The following is a 17,474-nucleotide window of genomic DNA, read 5'->3' as shown; positions in this document are numbered from 1 at the left end:
AAACTTTCGCAATTCGAACTGGAGTACGAAATATGTCTTTTGCCCAACGCCTAGCCACCCTGATCGGAGAAGAAAGCATCAGCGGGTTCGCTCGACGCGTCGATGTGTCTGAAGCTTTAATACGCAAATACCTTAAAGGCAGTGAACCTAGCCTAACCAAAGCAAATCAAATTGCAATGCGCGCCAATTGCTCTCTCGAATGGTTAGCAACGGGATGTGGTTATTTATATCGCCGTGCTGAAGTCGTGGATATGGATGCGTACAAACTTGCCTTTCAACACGTTATGAATCAGCCGTTGTCAGACGATGCAGAAGAGCTACACCGCAAGCTAATCGCTGGCTATCAATACCTGCGCGCTCACAAAAAATCGGATGGTTTTTTGGACGAATCTGCAATGGCGACCTTCCTATCTCTCCATAAAGAATCTAAAAACGAGTCACTTTGACCTCGATAATTTCGCCATCACTGCGCAAGTGCACATTTAAGGACGGTGATGGCGTCAGAAACTCGTCCGGTTTTACCCAAAGCAAACTTCGAATCGCTTCTTGCGGATAGCGGTTCATCAACAAAATAACTTCTTTATCGACAAGTTCGGAAGATTTCTTTTCCAGCGCTTCAACGACATCATAGTGTTCTTGTCCGATAGTAACTCTGCGTAAAACTAACCCATCCTTTCTTAAGTTGAGAAGTAAGTCATTCAGACGCTGCCACTCGTATTCAGTGAGAAACGAGAACTGAGCACTTTCTCTTCTCAAAATCACTTCACCATACAAGTGCTGCCGGTAGTACGAAAAATCATCCAAACAAAATGCGCTGATAAACGTTGAGTTGTCTCGCAGCTGCACTTCGCAACCATACCAGCTTCCACTTTTTTCTATACGTTCTTTTAGATTGGAATATGGCATTGCTGACAACGTGTCTTGCCACCAGCTCGGCGTTGAAAGTGCCGGAAACGTTACCGAACAACAACATAAAGAAAGTAAGAGTCGAAGATAAAAGCGCATGCACTGCTCTAGTTGGTTGACATCGAACCAAGACATTACTAACTGCAAGAAAATGTTCAAGAGAAAAATAGTGGCAGGTGGCGATGAAAGTTATGGTGATGAAAGTTATAACGCAGAAATTAAGAAGGCGCACATGTGCGTGCGCCTCTACCTCGTTACTCAATCGTGAGTGTGCGAATCGGCGATGTCTATTGATGCATCCCGAACATAAAACGAGGACTTACCGTAGGGTTTGAATCCATCCAAATTGTGTGTAAAACCTCACATCCCTCCTTCTGAAGCAGTCATGTTGCTTTACATTTAAAGCATGGTTCATTTTTCTCAAAAAACAAGTTTTTTATCCTAAATTATGAGAGCAATAGCACAATCTGAGTGAATGAATAATATCGCGACACTTCGAACACTCAATAGTGAAAAGCTAAATTGCATCTTTATTGATTAGGTCTAGACTCTGCGAAGCGTATACTTTCTTTCGTACCTTCCCCCAGCAACAGGAGAGCTTGTTAATGACCAAACGCGAGAGAATTGTGAAATCTGTGTTAGCGCACGTACCGAAAGATGCGATTAACCAGTTTGTCTCTCGAGGGTCAACACCATTTTCTGTTCTCATTATGGCGGCCATTGTAGGTACGTTGGCTGGTTTTGTCGGTACGTATTTCGAGCTTGCCGTTCATTTCGTTTCTGAAACACGAACAGAATGGTTAAGAAGCGAAATTGGTAATGTTCTACCATTGTGGCTGGCAGCGGTTCTCATTAGCGCACTTTTAGCTTTTATTGGCTATTTTCTTGTGCACCGCTTTGCGCCAGAAGCGGCAGGCTCTGGTATTCCTGAAATCGAAGGGGCAATGGATAATATTCGTCCAGTGCGCTGGTGGCGCGTGCTACCAGTAAAATTCTTCGGCGGCATGGGCGCACTTGGCTCTGGTATGGTGCTTGGTCGTGAAGGCCCAACCGTTCAAATGGGTGGTGCTGTAGGTCGAATGGTGACCGATATATTCCGGGTAAAGGATGACGATACCCGCCACTCCCTGCTCGCTTCTGGTGCTGCTGGCGGTTTGGCTGCGGCCTTTAATGCCCCACTCGCAGGCATTATGTTCGTTGTGGAGGAAATGCGACCTCAGTTTCGCTACTCTTTGATCTCAATTCGCGCAGTGATCATTTCTGCCATTATGGCGAACATAGTGTTTCGCGCCATCAACGGGCAAGACGCCGTTATCACTATGCCGCAATACCAGTCGCCAGAGCTTCAAACCCTATGGCTGTTTTTATTGCTTGGCGCATTGTTTGGCGTGTTTGGCGTAATCTTCAATAAACTGATTACCGTGGCACAAGACAGTTTTGTCGCAATTCACAAAAACGATCGTAAGCGCTACTTGATTGTAGGTTCGTTACTGGGAGGCGTGTTTGGCTTGCTTCTTTTGTACGTACCCCAACTAACTGGTGGTGGTATCGGCCTTATTCCTGACATTACTAACGGTAACTACTCGGTATCTATTTTAGTTTTGCTTTTCTTTGGTCGTGTAATTACAACCCTGCTCTGTTTTGGTTCTGGTGCGCCGGGAGGCATCTTTGCACCTATGCTTGCTCTGGGAACCTTATTTGGCTACGCGTTCGGAGCAAGTGCTGATGTCTTGCTCCCTGCGCTTGATATCGAGCCTGGTGTATTTGCGATTGCGGGCATGGGTGCCCTGTTTGCTGCAACGGTACGTGCACCGATTACTGGTATTCTGTTAGTGATTGAAATGACGAATAACTACTACTTAATCCTGCCATTGATCATTACTTGTTTGGGCGCTGTGATTATTGCTCAATTGTTGGGTGGACAACCTATTTACAGCCAGCTGCTGCATCGCACAATCAAAAACGAAAAGTTACGCCAACAGGATCTACCGGAGAATCAATCAACATAACATTCTCTTTGTTATCACTTCGCTCCAGACTATCGAAGGGTTTGGAGCGATAAACGCTGCATTTTTGCATCTTTTCCCAAATATTCGATACCAAACTCACAAAATTATCATTCTCTGATATTTGCTCACCACCTTTCATGAGAAACCCCTCTCCATACTTGTTAGTATTCGCTACTTAAATAGAGCATTTCATCCAAATCGTCATGTTTTGTTTCATTCAGGCAAAAATCAAATGGAGTAGATTTGAACTGGAGAAGACTTGTGCAGTTTTATAGTGTCCCGCCGTCTCAAGCCGCGTTGGCACTAGGTATGATAGGTTTAGGGCAAGCTTGGGCACTCTATGTTCCTGAGATTGGTGAACCGATACGCCCATTTTTGGCGTCACTCGGCGCACTTTTACTCGCCCCTGTACTCATAAAATATGCCGCGAATCCACGATTATTCATGGTCGACATTCGTCACCCGCTGAGTGGTAGTTTAATGGCACCAATGAGTATGGCGTTACTGATCCTTGCAGATTATCTTGCCGCTGTAGCACCTATCATCGCTTATCCACTTTGGTTTATGGCGCTTTTGCTGCATTTTACTATGATGGTGCTGTTTTTTAGCTTTCAGCTAATGAACTTCAAAATGTCCAATATCGTACCGAGTTGGTTTCTTTATCCGGTGGGGCTAATCAGTAGTTCACTAGCCGGTTCTCAACTAGGTCACAACTTATTCTCCGATACATTAGCGATGATGTGCATCGGCATTTATTTCTTCATGCTGCCACTCGTGTTGTATCGTTTAGTGTTTTTCGGCTCTCTACCAAGGCGAGCAAGACCGACCCTCGCGATTATGGCCGCGCCGGTAAACTTGTCATTAGCAGCATACTTGGTGAACTTTCCCTTACCTGATCCGATACTGACAGGCGCATTGGCCGGGATCGCCATCACTATGACGTTATTGATCTACTTATGTTACTTCCGCTTACTTCGCTTGAAGTTTCAACCTTCTATCGCGGCAGTAACCTTTCCTTCCGTGATCAGCGCTATCGCAATGCATCGCTTAACCTCTTTTTTTGCCGAATCGCACCCTCACTGGCACTGGCTACACGACTTTGGTTTTCTAGAGCTCAGTATCGCGACTGTATTGGTTGTTTGGGTATCGGCAGGTTACGTCAAAATGTATTGGCCAGAAATCATGAAGTCATTTTCTAAACAAGCATAAAAAAAGGATGGCGTTTGCCATCCTCTTAGAAACTTGCTTAGTTACCTAACGTAAACCGTGCAGAAACTCGGCACGCGTTGCTGGGTTGCTTTTGAAGATACCGCCCAATGCTGTTGTCGTGGTTTCGCTGGTTGCATCCATCACACCGCGAGATTTCACGCAGTAGTGTGTTGCGTCAATCGTCACTGCCACATCATCGGACTCAAGCAACGTTTGAAGTGCAACAAGAATTTGCTGAGTCATACGCTCTTGAACTTGTGGACGCTGGGCAAAGAAGCGAACGATACGGTTGATCTTTGATAAGCCAATGATCTTGCCACGTGGAATGTAAGCCACAGCAGCCTTGCCATCGATGGTCACAAGGTGGTGTTCACAAGTACTGGTCACTGTGATGTCCTTCACGCGAACCATCTCGCTCACGTTCATCTTGTTCTCAATCACCGTGATTTTAGGAAAGTTGGAGTAATCCAGACCAGAGAAGATTTCGTCAACGTACATCTTAGCAATGCGGTGAGGGGTTTCTTCTAGGCTATCGTCAGTGAGGTCAAGTTGAAGTAGACCTAAAATCTCACGCATGTGGTGTTCGATCTTCTCTTTCTTCTCTTCACGACTTACGTTGTTTGGGCGCATTGGCGTTTCCAAACCGCGTTGCTCTAGCGCTTCTTTTACTAACTTCGCTGACTCGCTAAGACCTGACATTCCACTTCCTCTTTTGTTTTACTTCAGCCTTCGTACAAACCCAATCAAAATTGCATTCATACTTTTCGCTTTGAGTTGCTCAGTTCGTGTCTTTACACCAAGTCACATCAGATGAAGGTACTGAGCTGATTTTCTTGAGCTCCGCAGGTTTTTTACCCCTTTTGGATGGCTGACAAGGATACTCGGATTTTTGAATAATTACACCCATATTTTATAGGTGGACATTCTTACTCAGTCCCCTTTTATGGTAAAGTTACCACAAAACAAAAGAACACAGGATTTTCTCAATGGGCTGCTGCGACGCACCTGGCTTGATGCCAATTGAAGAAGCGATGGACAAAATGCTATCGCGAATCAAACCTATCCAAACAACGCTTTCTCTTCCACTTGCAGACGCACTCGGTTTTGTACTGGCAGAAGATATCTTGTCTCCTATCCACGTACCGCCATTCGACAACTCAGCAATGGATGGCTACGCTATTCGCATTCAAGATCTTGAGTCATCTTCTGTATTGCCTCTGGCAGGTAAATCATTTGCAGGACAACCTTTTGAAGGTGAATGGCCTCAAGGTACCTGTGTTCGCATCATGACTGGCGCAAAAATCCCACAGGGTTGTGATGCCGTTATCATGCAAGAAAACACTGAAGTAACAGATGCTGGCATTCAGTTCAACCAAACCGACGTGAAGCCACAAAACAACATCCGCCCAACAGGTGACGACATCAAACAAGGCGACATCGTACTGGCAAAAGGTGCACGTTTGACACCTCGCGATATTCCGATGATTGCGTCGCTTGGTGTTAGCCATGTGACAGTAGTACGTAAGCCAAAAGTTGCTTTCTTCTCTACTGGTGATGAACTTAAACCACTGGGCGAACCGCTAGACGAAGGTCAGATCTACGACAGCAACCGTTACGGTATTAAACCACTTATCGAGAACTTCGGTTGTGAAGCCGTTGATCTTGGCATCATTCCAGATTGCCCAGAGACTCTGAAAGCAACCTTTGAACAAGCGCAAACATTGGCAGATGTGGTTGTGACCTCAGGCGGTGTTAGTGTGGGCGAAGCGGATTACACCAAAGACATTCTTGAAGAGCTTGGTGAAATCGGTTTCTGGAAGTTAGCAATCAAGCCGGGTAAACCTTTCGCATTTGGTAAGCTAAGTACAGCTTGGTTCTGTGGGCTGCCGGGTAACCCTGTTTCTGCAGTTCTTACTATGTACGTGCTTGTTCAACCAATGCTGGCAAAACTTGCAGGCCATACAGAATGGAAAGCACCCGAATCTATTCCAGCAACAACCAAAACCGCCTTTAAGAAAGCGCCAGGTCGTACCGATTACCAACGTGGTATCTATACATTGGAAGATGGCAAGTTTGTCGTTGAAACAACCGGTAACCAAAGCTCTGGTGCATTCCGCTCAATGAGCCTAGCGAACTGTTTTGTTGTATTGGAACGTGAACGCGGCCGAGTTGAAGTGGGCGAAACGGTTCAGATTCAACTATTCAACTCAACCCTTTACTAGGAAGACGTTGTGGATATTCTTTCCGATCAGGAAATGTTGCGTTACAACCGCCAAATCATTCTTCGTCAGTTTGACTTTGAAGGACAAGAAGCACTCAAACAAGCATCGGTATTGATGCTTGGTGCTGGCGGTTTAGGCTGCGCATCAAGCCAATATTTGGCGACTGCTGGTGTCGGTAAAATCACGCTGATTGATGATGATATCGTCGAGTTGTCTAACCTTCAGCGCCAAGTGCTGCACCACGATGCGGATATTGGTCGTAAGAAGGTAGACTCGGCGGCCAATGCGCTACGCGAACTTAACCCGCACATCATTGTAGATACCATCGCAAAGCGTCTTGATGATACAGAGCTAAAAAGCTTGATCGAACAGCACACTATTGTTGTCGATGCATCAGATAACGTCGATACGCGCAATCAACTTAACCGCCTATGTTTTGCGACCAAAACACCGCTGATTTCAGGCGCGGCCATTCGCATGGAAGGCCAAGTGAGTGTGTTTACTTACGACGACCCAGCGCAACCATGTTACCAGTGCTTAAGTGCTCTCTTCGGCAGCGATGCGCTAAGTTGTGTCGAAGCTGGAGTAATGGCGCCTGTTGTGGGTATTGTTGGCGCAGTGCAAGCGATGGAAGCGATTAAAGTGATTGCTGATTACGGCCAACCAAAGAAAGGAAAAATTCTGATTTTGGATGCGCTCAGCATGTCTTGGCGAGAAATGAATCTGATGAAAATGCCCTCCTGTCCGGTTTGTAGTTAGTTCTATACCTCTAATCATTCCCAAAAAGCCCAACTCGATGTTGGGCTTTTTCTCATTTTGACAATCAGATTTACAACCCTTCTTCTTACAAATCTTAGCTCTATAAAATTCAACAACTTAAAAGTTGGCACATTCCTTTCATTGCATATATCACGAACCAATGAGAGGGCGAATTATGAAAAGGACATCACTACTACTTGGGTCTCTAATAGCGAGCGCTTACGCACAAGCGGCGCCATTTGATACGTGCCCAAGCCAAGCATACCTGTTCCAATCAACCCCGGTTCAAATCTATGGCGTCAATTTGGTTACAGGCTCTACGACTCTTTTAGAGGACGACACAGGTTTGGCTTCGGGCATCAACGGTGTAGGCTTTAACTTCACTGACCGTTATATCTACGGCTACGACACCACAAACAAAAAGATTGTTCGTCTTGGTCAAGACTTCCAAGCAGAGACACTTGATGTTTCGGGTCTTCCTACCGACCACACGTTTTACGTAGGTGACGTTTACAACCACGTCTACTACTTGTACCGCAAAGGCAAAGGACTTTTCTCCATTGACCTTTCTCCGCTCGATTCTGATCCAAATGCGACATTGAGCATCGTGAAAATCAGCTCAACAACGACTGTGAACCTAACCGACTTTGCATTTCATCCAGGTGATGGCTCCCTTTACGGCATCGACAACAACTCTGGTGTGCTATATCAGTTCAACCCATCAAATGGTAGCGCAACTGCGATAGGTGACACAGGTGAGAAAGGCACATTTGGTGCTGGCTACTTCGATGTAAACGGCAACTACTACGTGTCACGTAACCAAGATGGCAAAATCTATCGCGTTGACCTTTCGGAAGGTAACGCAGCCAATATCGCAGCAGGTATCGTTCCTGCGGTTGAGTTTGTATCCAACGGTCCAAGCTCAAGCCAAAATGATGGCGCACGTTGTGCAAATGCTCCGGTGATTAACGAAGACGAGCCAATTGATTTCGGTGATGCTCCAGACAGCTACCACACAACACTTGCGTCAAACGGTCCTCGCCACGAAGTCGACGGTGTAACTTGGCTTGGTTCAGTCGCTCCTGATGGTGATGCCGACGGTCAAGCAAACGACAACTCTGTGGGCACAGCCGATGAAGATGGTGTTGGTTTTGTATCCGCACTTGACCCAGGCTTAAGCTCAATTGTGAATGTGACTGCTTCTACTTCTGGTTACCTATCAGCATGGTTTGACTGGAACCGCGATGGTGACTTTAATGATGAAGGCGAACAAGTCTTTACTGACCAACTACTGTCTGCGGGTAATAATCCCCTACCGTTTGTCGTTTCAACCGCTGCAACGGAAGGGTCTAGCTGGAGCCGATTCCGCTTTAGCCAACAAACCGGATTAAACTACGATGGTGGTTCGACATCTGGTGAGGTGGAAGATTACCCAATTACCATTACTGGTAATGGCTACTCAGTGGAATATTTCCCGAGTGCAGAAGATTACGCCACCGTCGCTTACGAAGATAACTGGCCATACACCGCAGACTACGATATGAACGATGTGGTCGTGAAATTCCGCATCACTGAAACCAGTCTTGCTGGTCATGTTGAGAATATTCAAATTACTGGTGACCTAGCGGCTTACGGCGCAAGTTACAAAAATGGCTTCGCAATCCGACTACCGGGTGTTTTGAGAAGCTCGATTGAAAATGGATTAACGACGCTATCCTTCAATGGTGTAGAACAAGCATCTAATGGCTTGGAAAGTATTTCTGATGAAGCCATTTTCATCATCAGTGAAGACTTAAGCACACACGCGGCGAGCAGCTGTAGCTACTTCCGTACCGAGTCTGGCTGTGATGATAACGTTTCACTCACCTTTACCTTGAATGTGTACTTCACTGAAGGCTCTGACCGTTCAGCAATTCAAGCCATGCCATACGACCCGTTCATCTTTGCAACACCGGGCACTTACCATGGCGATGGTATTACTTTCCAACCAGGGCGTAAGTGGGAAGTTCACTTAGCAGACCAAGCACCAACAGAACAGTTTGATGACCAAAACCTCTTCGGTGTCGGCGTCGATGCAAGTGACCCTGCGCAAGGTGTGTACTTCAAAACAGCAAACAACTTACCTTGGGCACTGTTGATAGTAGAAGATTGGGATTGGCCGCTAGAGCGTGTAGACATGGTCGATGCATACCCTCAATTCCAAACTTGGGCTGAGTCTGGTGGCGAACGAAGCACAGATTGGCACACCGCTCCAACACCTAACAAATGCTACATTCCATAGGGAGATAACATTATGAAAGCACTTATCACAATCATCATGGGATTAGCACTAACGGCTTGTGGCGGTGGCGGCGGAGGTGGTAACAGTACACCACCTTCACCAACCCAAACCACCGTTGCAGAGGAAGACACAACCCAACAGGAAGAAACAACCGTAGAAGAGACTACCGTAACTGTAGAAAATGCAACCATGCAGGACCTAGTAGTACCGGATGGCTTTAGCTACAACCCAGTGACGGAGGGTACGCTCAATGTAAACATCAGTGGTTTCTCTTCACAACGTGCACACCTAAGCGTGTACAAAGAGTTTGTCGAGAACAGTTCAGGTAACTACGATGCAAAATATCCAAGCAAAGTCGCATCGGTTCCACTCAACAACGGTACAGCAAACGTCGACTTTAATGTTTCTGATAGCCAAGGTAGCCTACTTGTTGAAATTTGGTTCTATGACGGCAGTGACCCAATTCAGAAAGTGATTACTTCTGGAGACAACACTTGGACCATGTAACTAGATAGATTGAAGGCATGGCGAAAGCGACCTTTCATCATAAATCTTCAATCTCAAGCTTAAAAATCGCATCGTTCTTTTGAACATGCGATTTTTTTGTTGTAAAACAGTAAGATTATCCACCTAGCAAACTAAAGACAATGCAAGCACTGATTAGTACTGATGAACTCAATAGCCTTCTCGGCCAACCTAACGTCAAGCTCCTCGACGCTAGTATTGCGTTTCAAATCCCTTCTGAAGGCAAAAAGATTCAAGATAAGTGGATTCCAAATACTTTACGCTTCGATTACGACAATGACTTTTGCTTACCCGGTTCTTCCCTGCCGCATATGATGCCAACAGAAGAAGGCTTCAACCAAAGTGCGCAACAACTCGGTTTGAACAACGAAGATTTGATTGTGGTTTACGACAACTCTGGCACTTTAGCCGCGCCAAGAGCTTGGTGGATGTTCAAAGCTATGGGACATGATAATGTTCGAGTCTTAAACGGCGGCCTTCCCGCTTGGGTTGAAGCCGGATTCCCTGTTGAAAGTACCCTATCGCAACCAAGCGAAGAAGGTAACTTTGCAGGTAAGCTCAACCAAAATGCCTTTTTGAGTGCACAAGATGTTCTTGCTCATTCAACCAATAAAAGTGCCAACATCATCGATGCCAGAGCCAAAGCACGATTCCTTGGTGAAGTGCCTGAGCCACGAGAAGGTCTACGTAGTGGGCACATTCCAAATTCGGTTTGCTTACCGTTTCAAGAACTCTTGACCAACGGTCACATTAAACCAAACTCAGAGTTGCAACAGATATTTAGCGCACTAACGATAGATAGTGACAATTCGATTATTTTTAGTTGCGGTTCCGGTGTAACCGCATGCATTTTATTACTCGCGGCGTATCAAATTGGTCTAGACAATCTGTCGGTGTACGACGGTTCTTGGACCGAATGGGGTGCTGACCACTCTCTACCTATCGAGCGTTAAGACAAGTGTCTGTTTAACAAAGTATCTTACGTTTATCTAAAGATGATGTGTTCCAATAAACTAAACGCAGCTTCTAAACCAAACTTGTCATTTCGAAATAGAAACTGGCTATGAGTGATTTGTCCCTCCTCATAGCCTGACTACATCAAAAGCCGACTATTTCCGTTAGCGTTCAGATGTCGCGTTACCGTGCATTTGCTCATCTAAGTTGAGCACGGTTAATGCGTTACTAACGCTCGTGGCGATCACGTCTATCGCTCCAGTTCTTAATGCTCCGAGTAGAGCGAGTGGCTTGCTGTTCTCAGCTGCGATCGCAATGACTTCCGAGATCGGCCGAAACTCTTCAATACCAAGTCCAATTACTCGGTCACTCATTACCGTGTTCGCTACATTACCGTGAATATCAAAGAAGTCATAACCTGCAAAATCCCCTACCACACCTTGTTGAAGTCTCGACTGAACCACTTCATCAGGCGTAAACCAACCTAAGTCGACCATGTAACTGTTTTCGCTCATGTCACCAATACCAACCAAAGCAACATCGGCTTTACGTGCTAGGTCGAGCGTTTGTTTCACGGTTGCATTTTGCATGAAGGCCAACTTCTGTTCTCTATTTTCTGCGTATGCCGGCGCATAAAGGGTTTCAGAGGTTCCCCCATATTTCTTCGCCAACTGACGACAAATATGGTCGGCGTTATACATACCGCCACGCGGGTGAATACCACCAATGCCACACACAAATTTACAGTCACGCGGCGTAATAACACCAATATGGTGAGCGACAGACGACACGTTGCGCCCTTGTCCGACCGTCACCACCATGCCGTTTTTGAGCGTGCTAGTGAGATAATTGGACACCAATCCCGATACCTGTAGTCGTTGCGCTTCTTCATTCGGTTGATCAAGAGCAACAAGCGCGCGCTTAACGCCGAATCGCTCGATCAAACGTTGTTCAATCTTGGCGCTGAACACCGGATGGTATTTAACGGTAATTTCAACAATGCCTTCATCACGTGCCTGCTTGAGCATTCGCCCGACCTTTGCGCGTGATATGGCAAATTTTCTCGATATCTCTTCCTGAGTAGCACCGTCTTGATAATACGCGACGGAAATCTCTGTCAACAAATCCGTGTTTTCAATGGAAATATCTTGATTAGAACTGCTCATGGTTTCTCTCGCCCTTTAAGAGGATCGATATTGTATGCAATAAGTGAACATATGCTCATTGACTTAGCATATGTTCTTTATCAATTTAAACGCTACATTTGCTCATCGCAATAACATTTTCTCACTACAATTTTTTACCCTCTTGGACAACGCTCAAGCTTTGAACAATAAGGGCAAACGTTTATTTGGGTTAACCACTAAACACACAGTAAAAAAACGTTGATGAAGTTCACTATAAGTCCATTTCAGCGATTGACTTTCAGCATAGATAGGATAAATATGGACACATCATTTACTCAGCTATCGATCAAATGTTCATAGCATTTGTTCGGTAACGAAATTTTCCGTAGTTGGCTGAGCAGATGTCTCATTAAATGCGATGAGACGGTTAGCTAACTCGCTTGCAAATGCACAAGCTGTGATAACAAAAATCACGCTTAAGCCCATTTAAATAGGATGATCGATTATGAGCAACAAGTTAGAGCAACTTCGTAAACTAACGACTGTAGTAGCAGACACTGGCGAGATTGATGCAATTAAAAAGTATCAGCCAGAAGACGCAACAACTAACCCTTCTCTTATCCTTAAAGCCGCTCAAATCGCAGAGTACGCACCTCTAATCGATGCTTCAATCGAATACGCTAAAGCACAGAGCAACGACAAAGCTCAACAAGTTCAAGATACTTGTGACATGCTTGCAGTAAACATCGGTAAAGAAATCCTAAAAACTATCCCAGGTCGTATCTCTACAGAAGTAGACGCTCGTCTATCTTACGATATGGAAGGCAGCGTAGCGAAAGCTCGTCAACTAGTGAAAATGTACAACGATGCTGGCATCACTAACGACCGTATCCTTATCAAACTGGCTTCAACTTGGGAAGGCATTCGCGCAGCTGAGATCCTAGAAAAAGAAGGCATCAACTGTAACCTAACGCTTCTATTCTCGTTCGCTCAAGCACGTGCTTGTGCAGAAGCGGGCGTATTCCTAATCTCGCCATTCGTTGGTCGTATCATGGACTGGTACAAAGCGAAAGAAGGCCGTGACTTCGAAGCTCAAGAAGATCCAGGCGTACTATCTGTAACTAAGATCTACAACTACTACAAAGAATACGGCTACAAAACTGTAGTTATGGGCGCAAGCTTCCGTAATATCGGTGAGATCTTAGAACTAGCTGGTTGTGACCGTCTAACTATCGCTCCTGCTCTACTTGCAGAACTAGAAGCAGCTGAAGGTGAAGTAGTTGAGAAACTAGTTGATTCTAAAGGCGCAGCTGAGCGTCCAGCACCAATGACTCACGCTGAATTCCTATGGGAACATAACCAAGACCCAATGGCTGTTGAGAAGCTGGCTGAAGGTATCCGCAACTTCGCCGTTGACCAAGGCAAACTAGAAGCGATGATCGAAGCTAAGCTATAATTGCTTACCAAAAGCGAGTAGCCCGTCTACTCGCTTTTACCATCAGCACTATTTTCAAAAAATTCTATTTGAACTTGTTTCGGCGAGTTCCCTCTATTTAAATCAAATATCGAGAAGTAATCACTATGGATCGTAAACATCTAGCAAATGCAATCCGTGCGCTAAGCATGGATGGTGTTCAACAAGCTAACTCTGGTCACCCAGGTGCACCTATGGGTATGGCTGACATCGCTGAAGTTCTTTGGCGCTCTCATCTAAACCACAACCCATCAAACCCTGAGTGGGCAGACCGCGACCGTTTCGTGCTGTCTAACGGCCACGGCTCAATGCTGATTTACTCTCTACTGCACCTTGCAGGTTACGAGTTGTCTATCGACGATCTGAAAAACTTCCGTCAGCTTCACTCTAAAACTCCTGGTCACCCAGAGTACGGTTACGCGCCAGGTATCGAGACCACAACGGGTCCGCTAGGTCAAGGCATCACTAACGCGGTTGGTATGGCTCTAGCTGAAAAAGCGCTAGCAGCGCAATTCAACAAAGAAGGCCACGACATCGTTGACCACTTCACTTACGTGTTCATGGGCGACGGCTGTCTGATGGAAGGTATTTCGCACGAGGCATGTTCTCTTGCAGGTACTCTAGGTCTAGGCAAGCTGATCGCGTTCTGGGATGACAACGGCATCTCTATCGACGGTCACGTTGAAGGTTGGTTCTCTGACGACACACCTAAGCGTTTCGAAGCTTACGGTTGGCACGTAATCCCTGCAGTCGATGGTCACGATGCTGACGCAATCAACGCAGCAATTGAAGCAGCGAAAGCGGATCCACGTCCTACACTTATCTGTACTAAGACTATCATCGGTTTTGGTTCACCAAACAAATCTGGTTCACACGATTGTCACGGTGCGCCACTAGGTGCAGAAGAAATCGCAGCAACACGCAAAGAACTAGGTTGGGAGCACGGTCCTTTTGAAATTCCGCAAGAAGTCTACGCAGAATGGTCAGCGAAAGAAACAGGCGCAGCTAAGGAAGCAGCGTGGAACGAGAAATTTGCAGCTTATGAAGCAGCGTACCCTGAGCTGGCAGCTGAATTTAAACGCCGCGTAAACGGTGAGCTTCCTGCACAGTGGGAAGAGAAAGCAAGCCAAATCATTGCTGATCTTCAAGCTAACCCAGCAAACATTGCATCACGTAAAGCGTCTCAAAATGCTCTAGAAGCATTTGGTGCTCTACTACCAGAGTTCATGGGTGGCTCTGCTGACCTAGCACCTTCTAACCTAACCATGTGGTCTGGTTCTAAGTCTCTAGAAGCAAGCGACTTCTCTGGTAACTACATCCACTACGGCGTACGTGAATTCGGTATGACAGCGATCATGAACGGTATCGCGCTACACGGTGGTTTCGTTCCTTACGGCGCAACATTCCTAATGTTCATGGAGTACGCACGTAACGCAATGCGTATGGCTGCGCTGATGAAAATTCAGAACATCCAAGTGTACACGCATGACTCTATCGGTCTTGGCGAAGATGGTCCAACTCACCAACCAGTTGAGCAAATGGCATCGCTACGCCTAACACCAAACATGAGCACATGGCGTCCATGTGACCAAGTTGAGTCCGCTGTAGCTTGGAAGTTGGCGATTGAACGTAAGGATGCACCGACAGCACTTATCTTCTCTCGTCAAAACCTTGCGCAACAAGAGCGCACAGCAGAACAAGTAGCAGACATCGCAAAAGGTGCTTACATTCTGAAAGATTGCGAAGGCAAGCCTGAGCTAATCCTTATCGCAACAGGTTCTGAAGTTGAACTAGCAGTAGAAGCAGCAGCACAGCTAACTACTGAAGGTAAGAAAGTACGCGTTGTTTCAATGCCATCAACAGATGCGTTTGACAAACAAGACGCCGCTTACCGTGAAGCTGTACTGCCATCAGACGTAACAGCACGTATCGCAATTGAAGCAGGTATTGCTGACTTCTGGTACAAGTACGTAGGTTTCGACGGTCGCATCATTGGTATGACTTCATTCGGTGAATCTGCACCAGCCGGCGAACTATTCAAAATGTTTGGTTTCACGACTGAAAACGTAGTGAACACAGCAAAAGAGCTACTCGCGTAATTGCAGTAAAAAGATAGTCAGTTTTCTCTATTGCGAATGTGAAAACTGAAAAGCCCCACCAGCAATGGCGGGGCTTTCTTTTATCTGGCTCCTATTCGCATAAACGCAGCCAGGACATAAACATCACAACTTTCGTTACGACTATTTGTCTTCAAATCGAAGTGCGAGCTGATAGAAATCTTGTACTTGGTCTTTCAACTGTCGGCTATTTTGCTCAACTGAATGTGTTGCTGCCAAGTTTTGTTCTGCGGTCGAAGCGATAGAATGAATGTGCTGGTTTACATCACTAGATAGCTTTAACTGGTTATTCGCCGCTTCTGCTACATCAACCATCAGCCCACTCATGGTTTGCATCATCTGTTCAACTTCAGACAAACGCAACGCGCTTTGTTCTGCTACTTGAGAACAGGCATCGGTTTGCTCTTTGTTTGCCAGAATATCTTTCTGCCAACTTTGAATCGTTGCCAACATAGTGGAGATAGAGGCTTGGATTTGTTCAGTTGCATTGGATGTTCGCCCAGAAAGCGCGCGGACCTCATCAGCTACAACAGCAAAACCACGACCTTGCTCCCCTGCCCTTGCTGCTTCAATCGCCGCGTTAAGTGCCAGTAAATTGGTTTGCTCTGCGATCCCACCAATCTCTTCCATCAAATGGTTCACCTTCTGCGCCTGATCACTCAGTTGATACGTCGTTTCCGTCGCTTTTTCAGCTTGAAGGCTTAATTGCGCTAGATTGGTGTGCGTTTGATCAATGGTCTCCTTCGCCATCAAGCATGACTTCAATGTATCATCAATCAACATATGGGCATCATTGGTACTCGAAGAAACCGAATTTGCCGACGACTCCACCTCTTGGGTAGCATCTCGCACACGATGAATATCGGTATTTTGCTGATTTAATGCAGCCGAGACTTCTGCCGTTGTTTGACTAAGCTCTTCGGCGCAATGCTGCAAAGGCAATGCGGAGTCAGTCATCCTTCCTAACACGGTTCGAATTCTTGCGGATAGCATTTTGATATGGAAATCGGCAATCGAAAATGCCGTGTTACCAGAATAGATCAAGCGACTTACGCTGTCATATTGCTTTTGTAACTTTTTAAGTTGCTGAGGTGTATCAATTAACTCTTGGCGGAATAACAGAGCTAGAACACTTGCAGGTAACGCACTTGCAAGCCAAGCCAACGGCCCTTCAACAGACAACGCATATGCGGTTGCAGGTGCGGTTAGTGCACCAAGTAGAATCGCATAGCGAATGGTTTCATTGATTTTCAACGACCAAGTTCGGCCAGACTTTTCTGCAGCACGCATGCTTTTGTAGGCTTTTGTCGCAATATCAACCCACTCTCGCTTTGGTTTCACGCGCACTGATTGATACCCAACAACATGGTTGTCTTCGTAGATAGGGGTGACATAAGCATCAACCCAATAGTAACCGCCAGACTTAGTGGCGTTCTTAACCATTCCACGCCAGGCTTTACCTTGTTTAAGGCGTGCCCACATATCACCGAAAGCGGCTTTAGGCATATCTTTATGACGAACTATATTATGGTTCTGACCGACAAGTTCTTCGTGAGTGTATTCAGCAACGCGGCAAAAGGCTTCATTACAATATGTAATAACACCTTGTAAGTTCGTTGTTGAGACGAGTTCCTCAGACTCCCTCACGAGAGTTTCTTGAGCTTTATGAGAAATATTGGCTGACATAGACGAAACTTCTTTAGTTTTTATTGATTTTCGGCAAGATATATACAGGATTTTTATTTTTATTACAAAAAGTTAGATAAAAAGTCTTATCAAATCGACATTTTTATTGTGGGAATTCACATTATCGATAAAAACATAAAGAAGAGATTGTTGATTTGAGCTAATAAACAAACCCGACACGATCGGCCGGGTTATATATTAAGCC

14 protein-coding genes are annotated in these 17,474 nt (G+C 45.7%); 10 read left to right on the top strand and 4 right to left on the bottom strand.

The features are described 5' to 3' along the window. Positions 1-32: 32 nt before the first annotated feature. Positions 33-446, top strand: a complete 414-nt coding sequence (locus R7Q09_RS06530; protein ID WP_005387686.1) for a helix-turn-helix domain-containing protein — start codon at positions 33-35, stop codon at positions 444-446. Here R7Q09_RS06530 and R7Q09_RS06525 read toward each other — a convergent pair. After that, positions 427-1,041 carry a hypothetical protein gene (locus R7Q09_RS06525; RefSeq protein WP_245398181.1) on the bottom strand — a complete coding sequence of 205 codons (615 nt, stop codon included), beginning with the start codon at positions 1,039-1,041 and terminating at the stop codon, positions 427-429. The two genes, R7Q09_RS06530 and R7Q09_RS06525, sit on opposite strands and share 20 nt — an antisense overlap. 470 nt (positions 1,042-1,511) lie before the next feature. On the opposite strand from R7Q09_RS06525, the gene clcA reads away from it, so the two are divergent. Next, positions 1,512-2,915 (top strand): H(+)/Cl(-) exchange transporter ClcA, encoded by a 1,404-nt coding sequence (gene clcA / locus R7Q09_RS06520; protein WP_005373473.1) that lies wholly within the window; start codon positions 1,512-1,514, stop codon positions 2,913-2,915. Positions 2,916-3,176: 261 nt separating this feature from the next. Further along, complete coding sequence (locus R7Q09_RS06515; RefSeq protein ID WP_318070622.1) at positions 3,177-4,124, top strand: TDT family transporter; 948 nt, start codon at positions 3,177-3,179, stop codon at positions 4,122-4,124. A gap of 45 nt (positions 4,125-4,169) precedes the next feature. Here the strand turns inward: R7Q09_RS06515 and folE are convergent, their stop codons facing one another. Beyond that, positions 4,170-4,823: a GTP cyclohydrolase I FolE gene (gene folE, locus R7Q09_RS06510; protein WP_005373478.1), complete on the bottom strand. Its 654-nt coding sequence runs from the start codon at positions 4,821-4,823 to the stop codon at positions 4,170-4,172. A gap of 287 nt (positions 4,824-5,110) precedes the next feature. On the opposite strand from folE, the gene moeA reads away from it, so the two are divergent. From moeA to R7Q09_RS06485, 5 genes are all read left to right on the top strand, one after another. After that, positions 5,111-6,346: a molybdopterin molybdotransferase MoeA gene (gene moeA / locus R7Q09_RS06505; RefSeq protein WP_039841169.1), complete on the top strand. Its 1,236-nt coding sequence runs from the start codon at positions 5,111-5,113 to the stop codon at positions 6,344-6,346. Positions 6,347-6,355: 9 nt separating this feature from the next. Beyond that, positions 6,356-7,105: a molybdopterin-synthase adenylyltransferase MoeB gene (moeB, locus tag R7Q09_RS06500; protein WP_206953447.1), complete on the top strand. Its 750-nt coding sequence runs from the start codon at positions 6,356-6,358 to the stop codon at positions 7,103-7,105. Positions 7,106-7,280: 175 nt separating this feature from the next. Beyond that, positions 7,281-9,386: an LruC domain-containing protein gene (locus R7Q09_RS06495; protein WP_318070621.1), complete on the top strand. Its 2,106-nt coding sequence runs from the start codon at positions 7,281-7,283 to the stop codon at positions 9,384-9,386. A gap of 12 nt (positions 9,387-9,398) precedes the next feature. Beyond that, a complete protein-coding gene (locus tag R7Q09_RS06490) occupies positions 9,399-9,893 on the top strand; it encodes a hypothetical protein (protein WP_213906157.1) in 495 nt (164 codons plus the stop codon). Between the two features lie 140 nt (positions 9,894-10,033). Beyond that, the gene (locus tag R7Q09_RS06485; protein ID WP_017635204.1) at positions 10,034-10,864 is read left to right on the top strand and encodes a sulfurtransferase; all 831 of its coding nucleotides are present in this window, start codon (positions 10,034-10,036) and stop codon (positions 10,862-10,864) included. A 165-nt stretch (positions 10,865-11,029) separates the two neighbouring features. Here the strand turns inward: R7Q09_RS06485 and R7Q09_RS06480 are convergent, their stop codons facing one another. After that, on the bottom strand, positions 11,030-12,031 hold the full coding sequence (locus R7Q09_RS06480; RefSeq protein ID WP_005387670.1) for a sugar-binding transcriptional regulator: 1,002 nt from the start codon (positions 12,029-12,031) through the stop codon (positions 11,030-11,032). A gap of 466 nt (positions 12,032-12,497) precedes the next feature. Between R7Q09_RS06480 and tal the strand changes: the two genes are divergently transcribed. Both tal and tkt read left to right on the top strand, forming a co-directional pair. Next, the gene (gene tal / locus R7Q09_RS06475; protein ID WP_005373488.1) at positions 12,498-13,448 is read left to right on the top strand and encodes a transaldolase; all 951 of its coding nucleotides are present in this window, start codon (positions 12,498-12,500) and stop codon (positions 13,446-13,448) included. A gap of 125 nt (positions 13,449-13,573) precedes the next feature. Next, on the top strand, positions 13,574-15,565 hold the full coding sequence (gene tkt / locus R7Q09_RS06470; protein WP_158173414.1) for a transketolase: 1,992 nt from the start codon (positions 13,574-13,576) through the stop codon (positions 15,563-15,565). Positions 15,566-15,706: 141 nt separating this feature from the next. Here the strand turns inward: tkt and R7Q09_RS06465 are convergent, their stop codons facing one another. Further along, positions 15,707-17,269, bottom strand: coding sequence for a methyl-accepting chemotaxis protein (locus R7Q09_RS06465; RefSeq protein WP_176311460.1), 1,563 nt, complete (start codon positions 17,267-17,269; stop codon positions 15,707-15,709). Positions 17,270-17,474 lie beyond the last annotated feature (205 nt).

It is taken from the genome of Vibrio sp. 2130-1, from assembly GCF_033339515.1.
This window is presented reverse-complemented; position numbering and strand designations above follow the sequence as displayed.

Coding starts and splice junctions, on each gene's coding strand:
- R7Q09_RS06490 (WP_213906157.1), top strand. CDS start 9,399: ATGAAAGCACTTATCACAATCATCATGGGATTAGCACTAACGGCTTGT.
- R7Q09_RS06525 (WP_245398181.1), bottom strand. CDS start 1,041: ATGTCTTGGTTCGATGTCAACCAACTAGAGCAGTGCATGCGCTTTTAT.
- tkt (WP_158173414.1), top strand. CDS start 13,574: ATGGATCGTAAACATCTAGCAAATGCAATCCGTGCGCTAAGCATGGAT.
- clcA (WP_005373473.1), top strand. CDS start 1,512: ATGACCAAACGCGAGAGAATTGTGAAATCTGTGTTAGCGCACGTACCG.
- R7Q09_RS06530 (WP_005387686.1), top strand. CDS start 33: ATGTCTTTTGCCCAACGCCTAGCCACCCTGATCGGAGAAGAAAGCATC.
- R7Q09_RS06480 (WP_005387670.1), bottom strand. CDS start 12,031: ATGAGCAGTTCTAATCAAGATATTTCCATTGAAAACACGGATTTGTTG.
- moeA (WP_039841169.1), top strand. CDS start 5,111: ATGGGCTGCTGCGACGCACCTGGCTTGATGCCAATTGAAGAAGCGATG.
- tal (WP_005373488.1), top strand. CDS start 12,498: ATGAGCAACAAGTTAGAGCAACTTCGTAAACTAACGACTGTAGTAGCA.
- R7Q09_RS06465 (WP_176311460.1), bottom strand. CDS start 17,269: ATGTCAGCCAATATTTCTCATAAAGCTCAAGAAACTCTCGTGAGGGAG.
- R7Q09_RS06495 (WP_318070621.1), top strand. CDS start 7,281: ATGAAAAGGACATCACTACTACTTGGGTCTCTAATAGCGAGCGCTTAC.
- R7Q09_RS06485 (WP_017635204.1), top strand. CDS start 10,034: ATGCAAGCACTGATTAGTACTGATGAACTCAATAGCCTTCTCGGCCAA.
- folE (WP_005373478.1), bottom strand. CDS start 4,823: ATGTCAGGTCTTAGCGAGTCAGCGAAGTTAGTAAAAGAAGCGCTAGAG.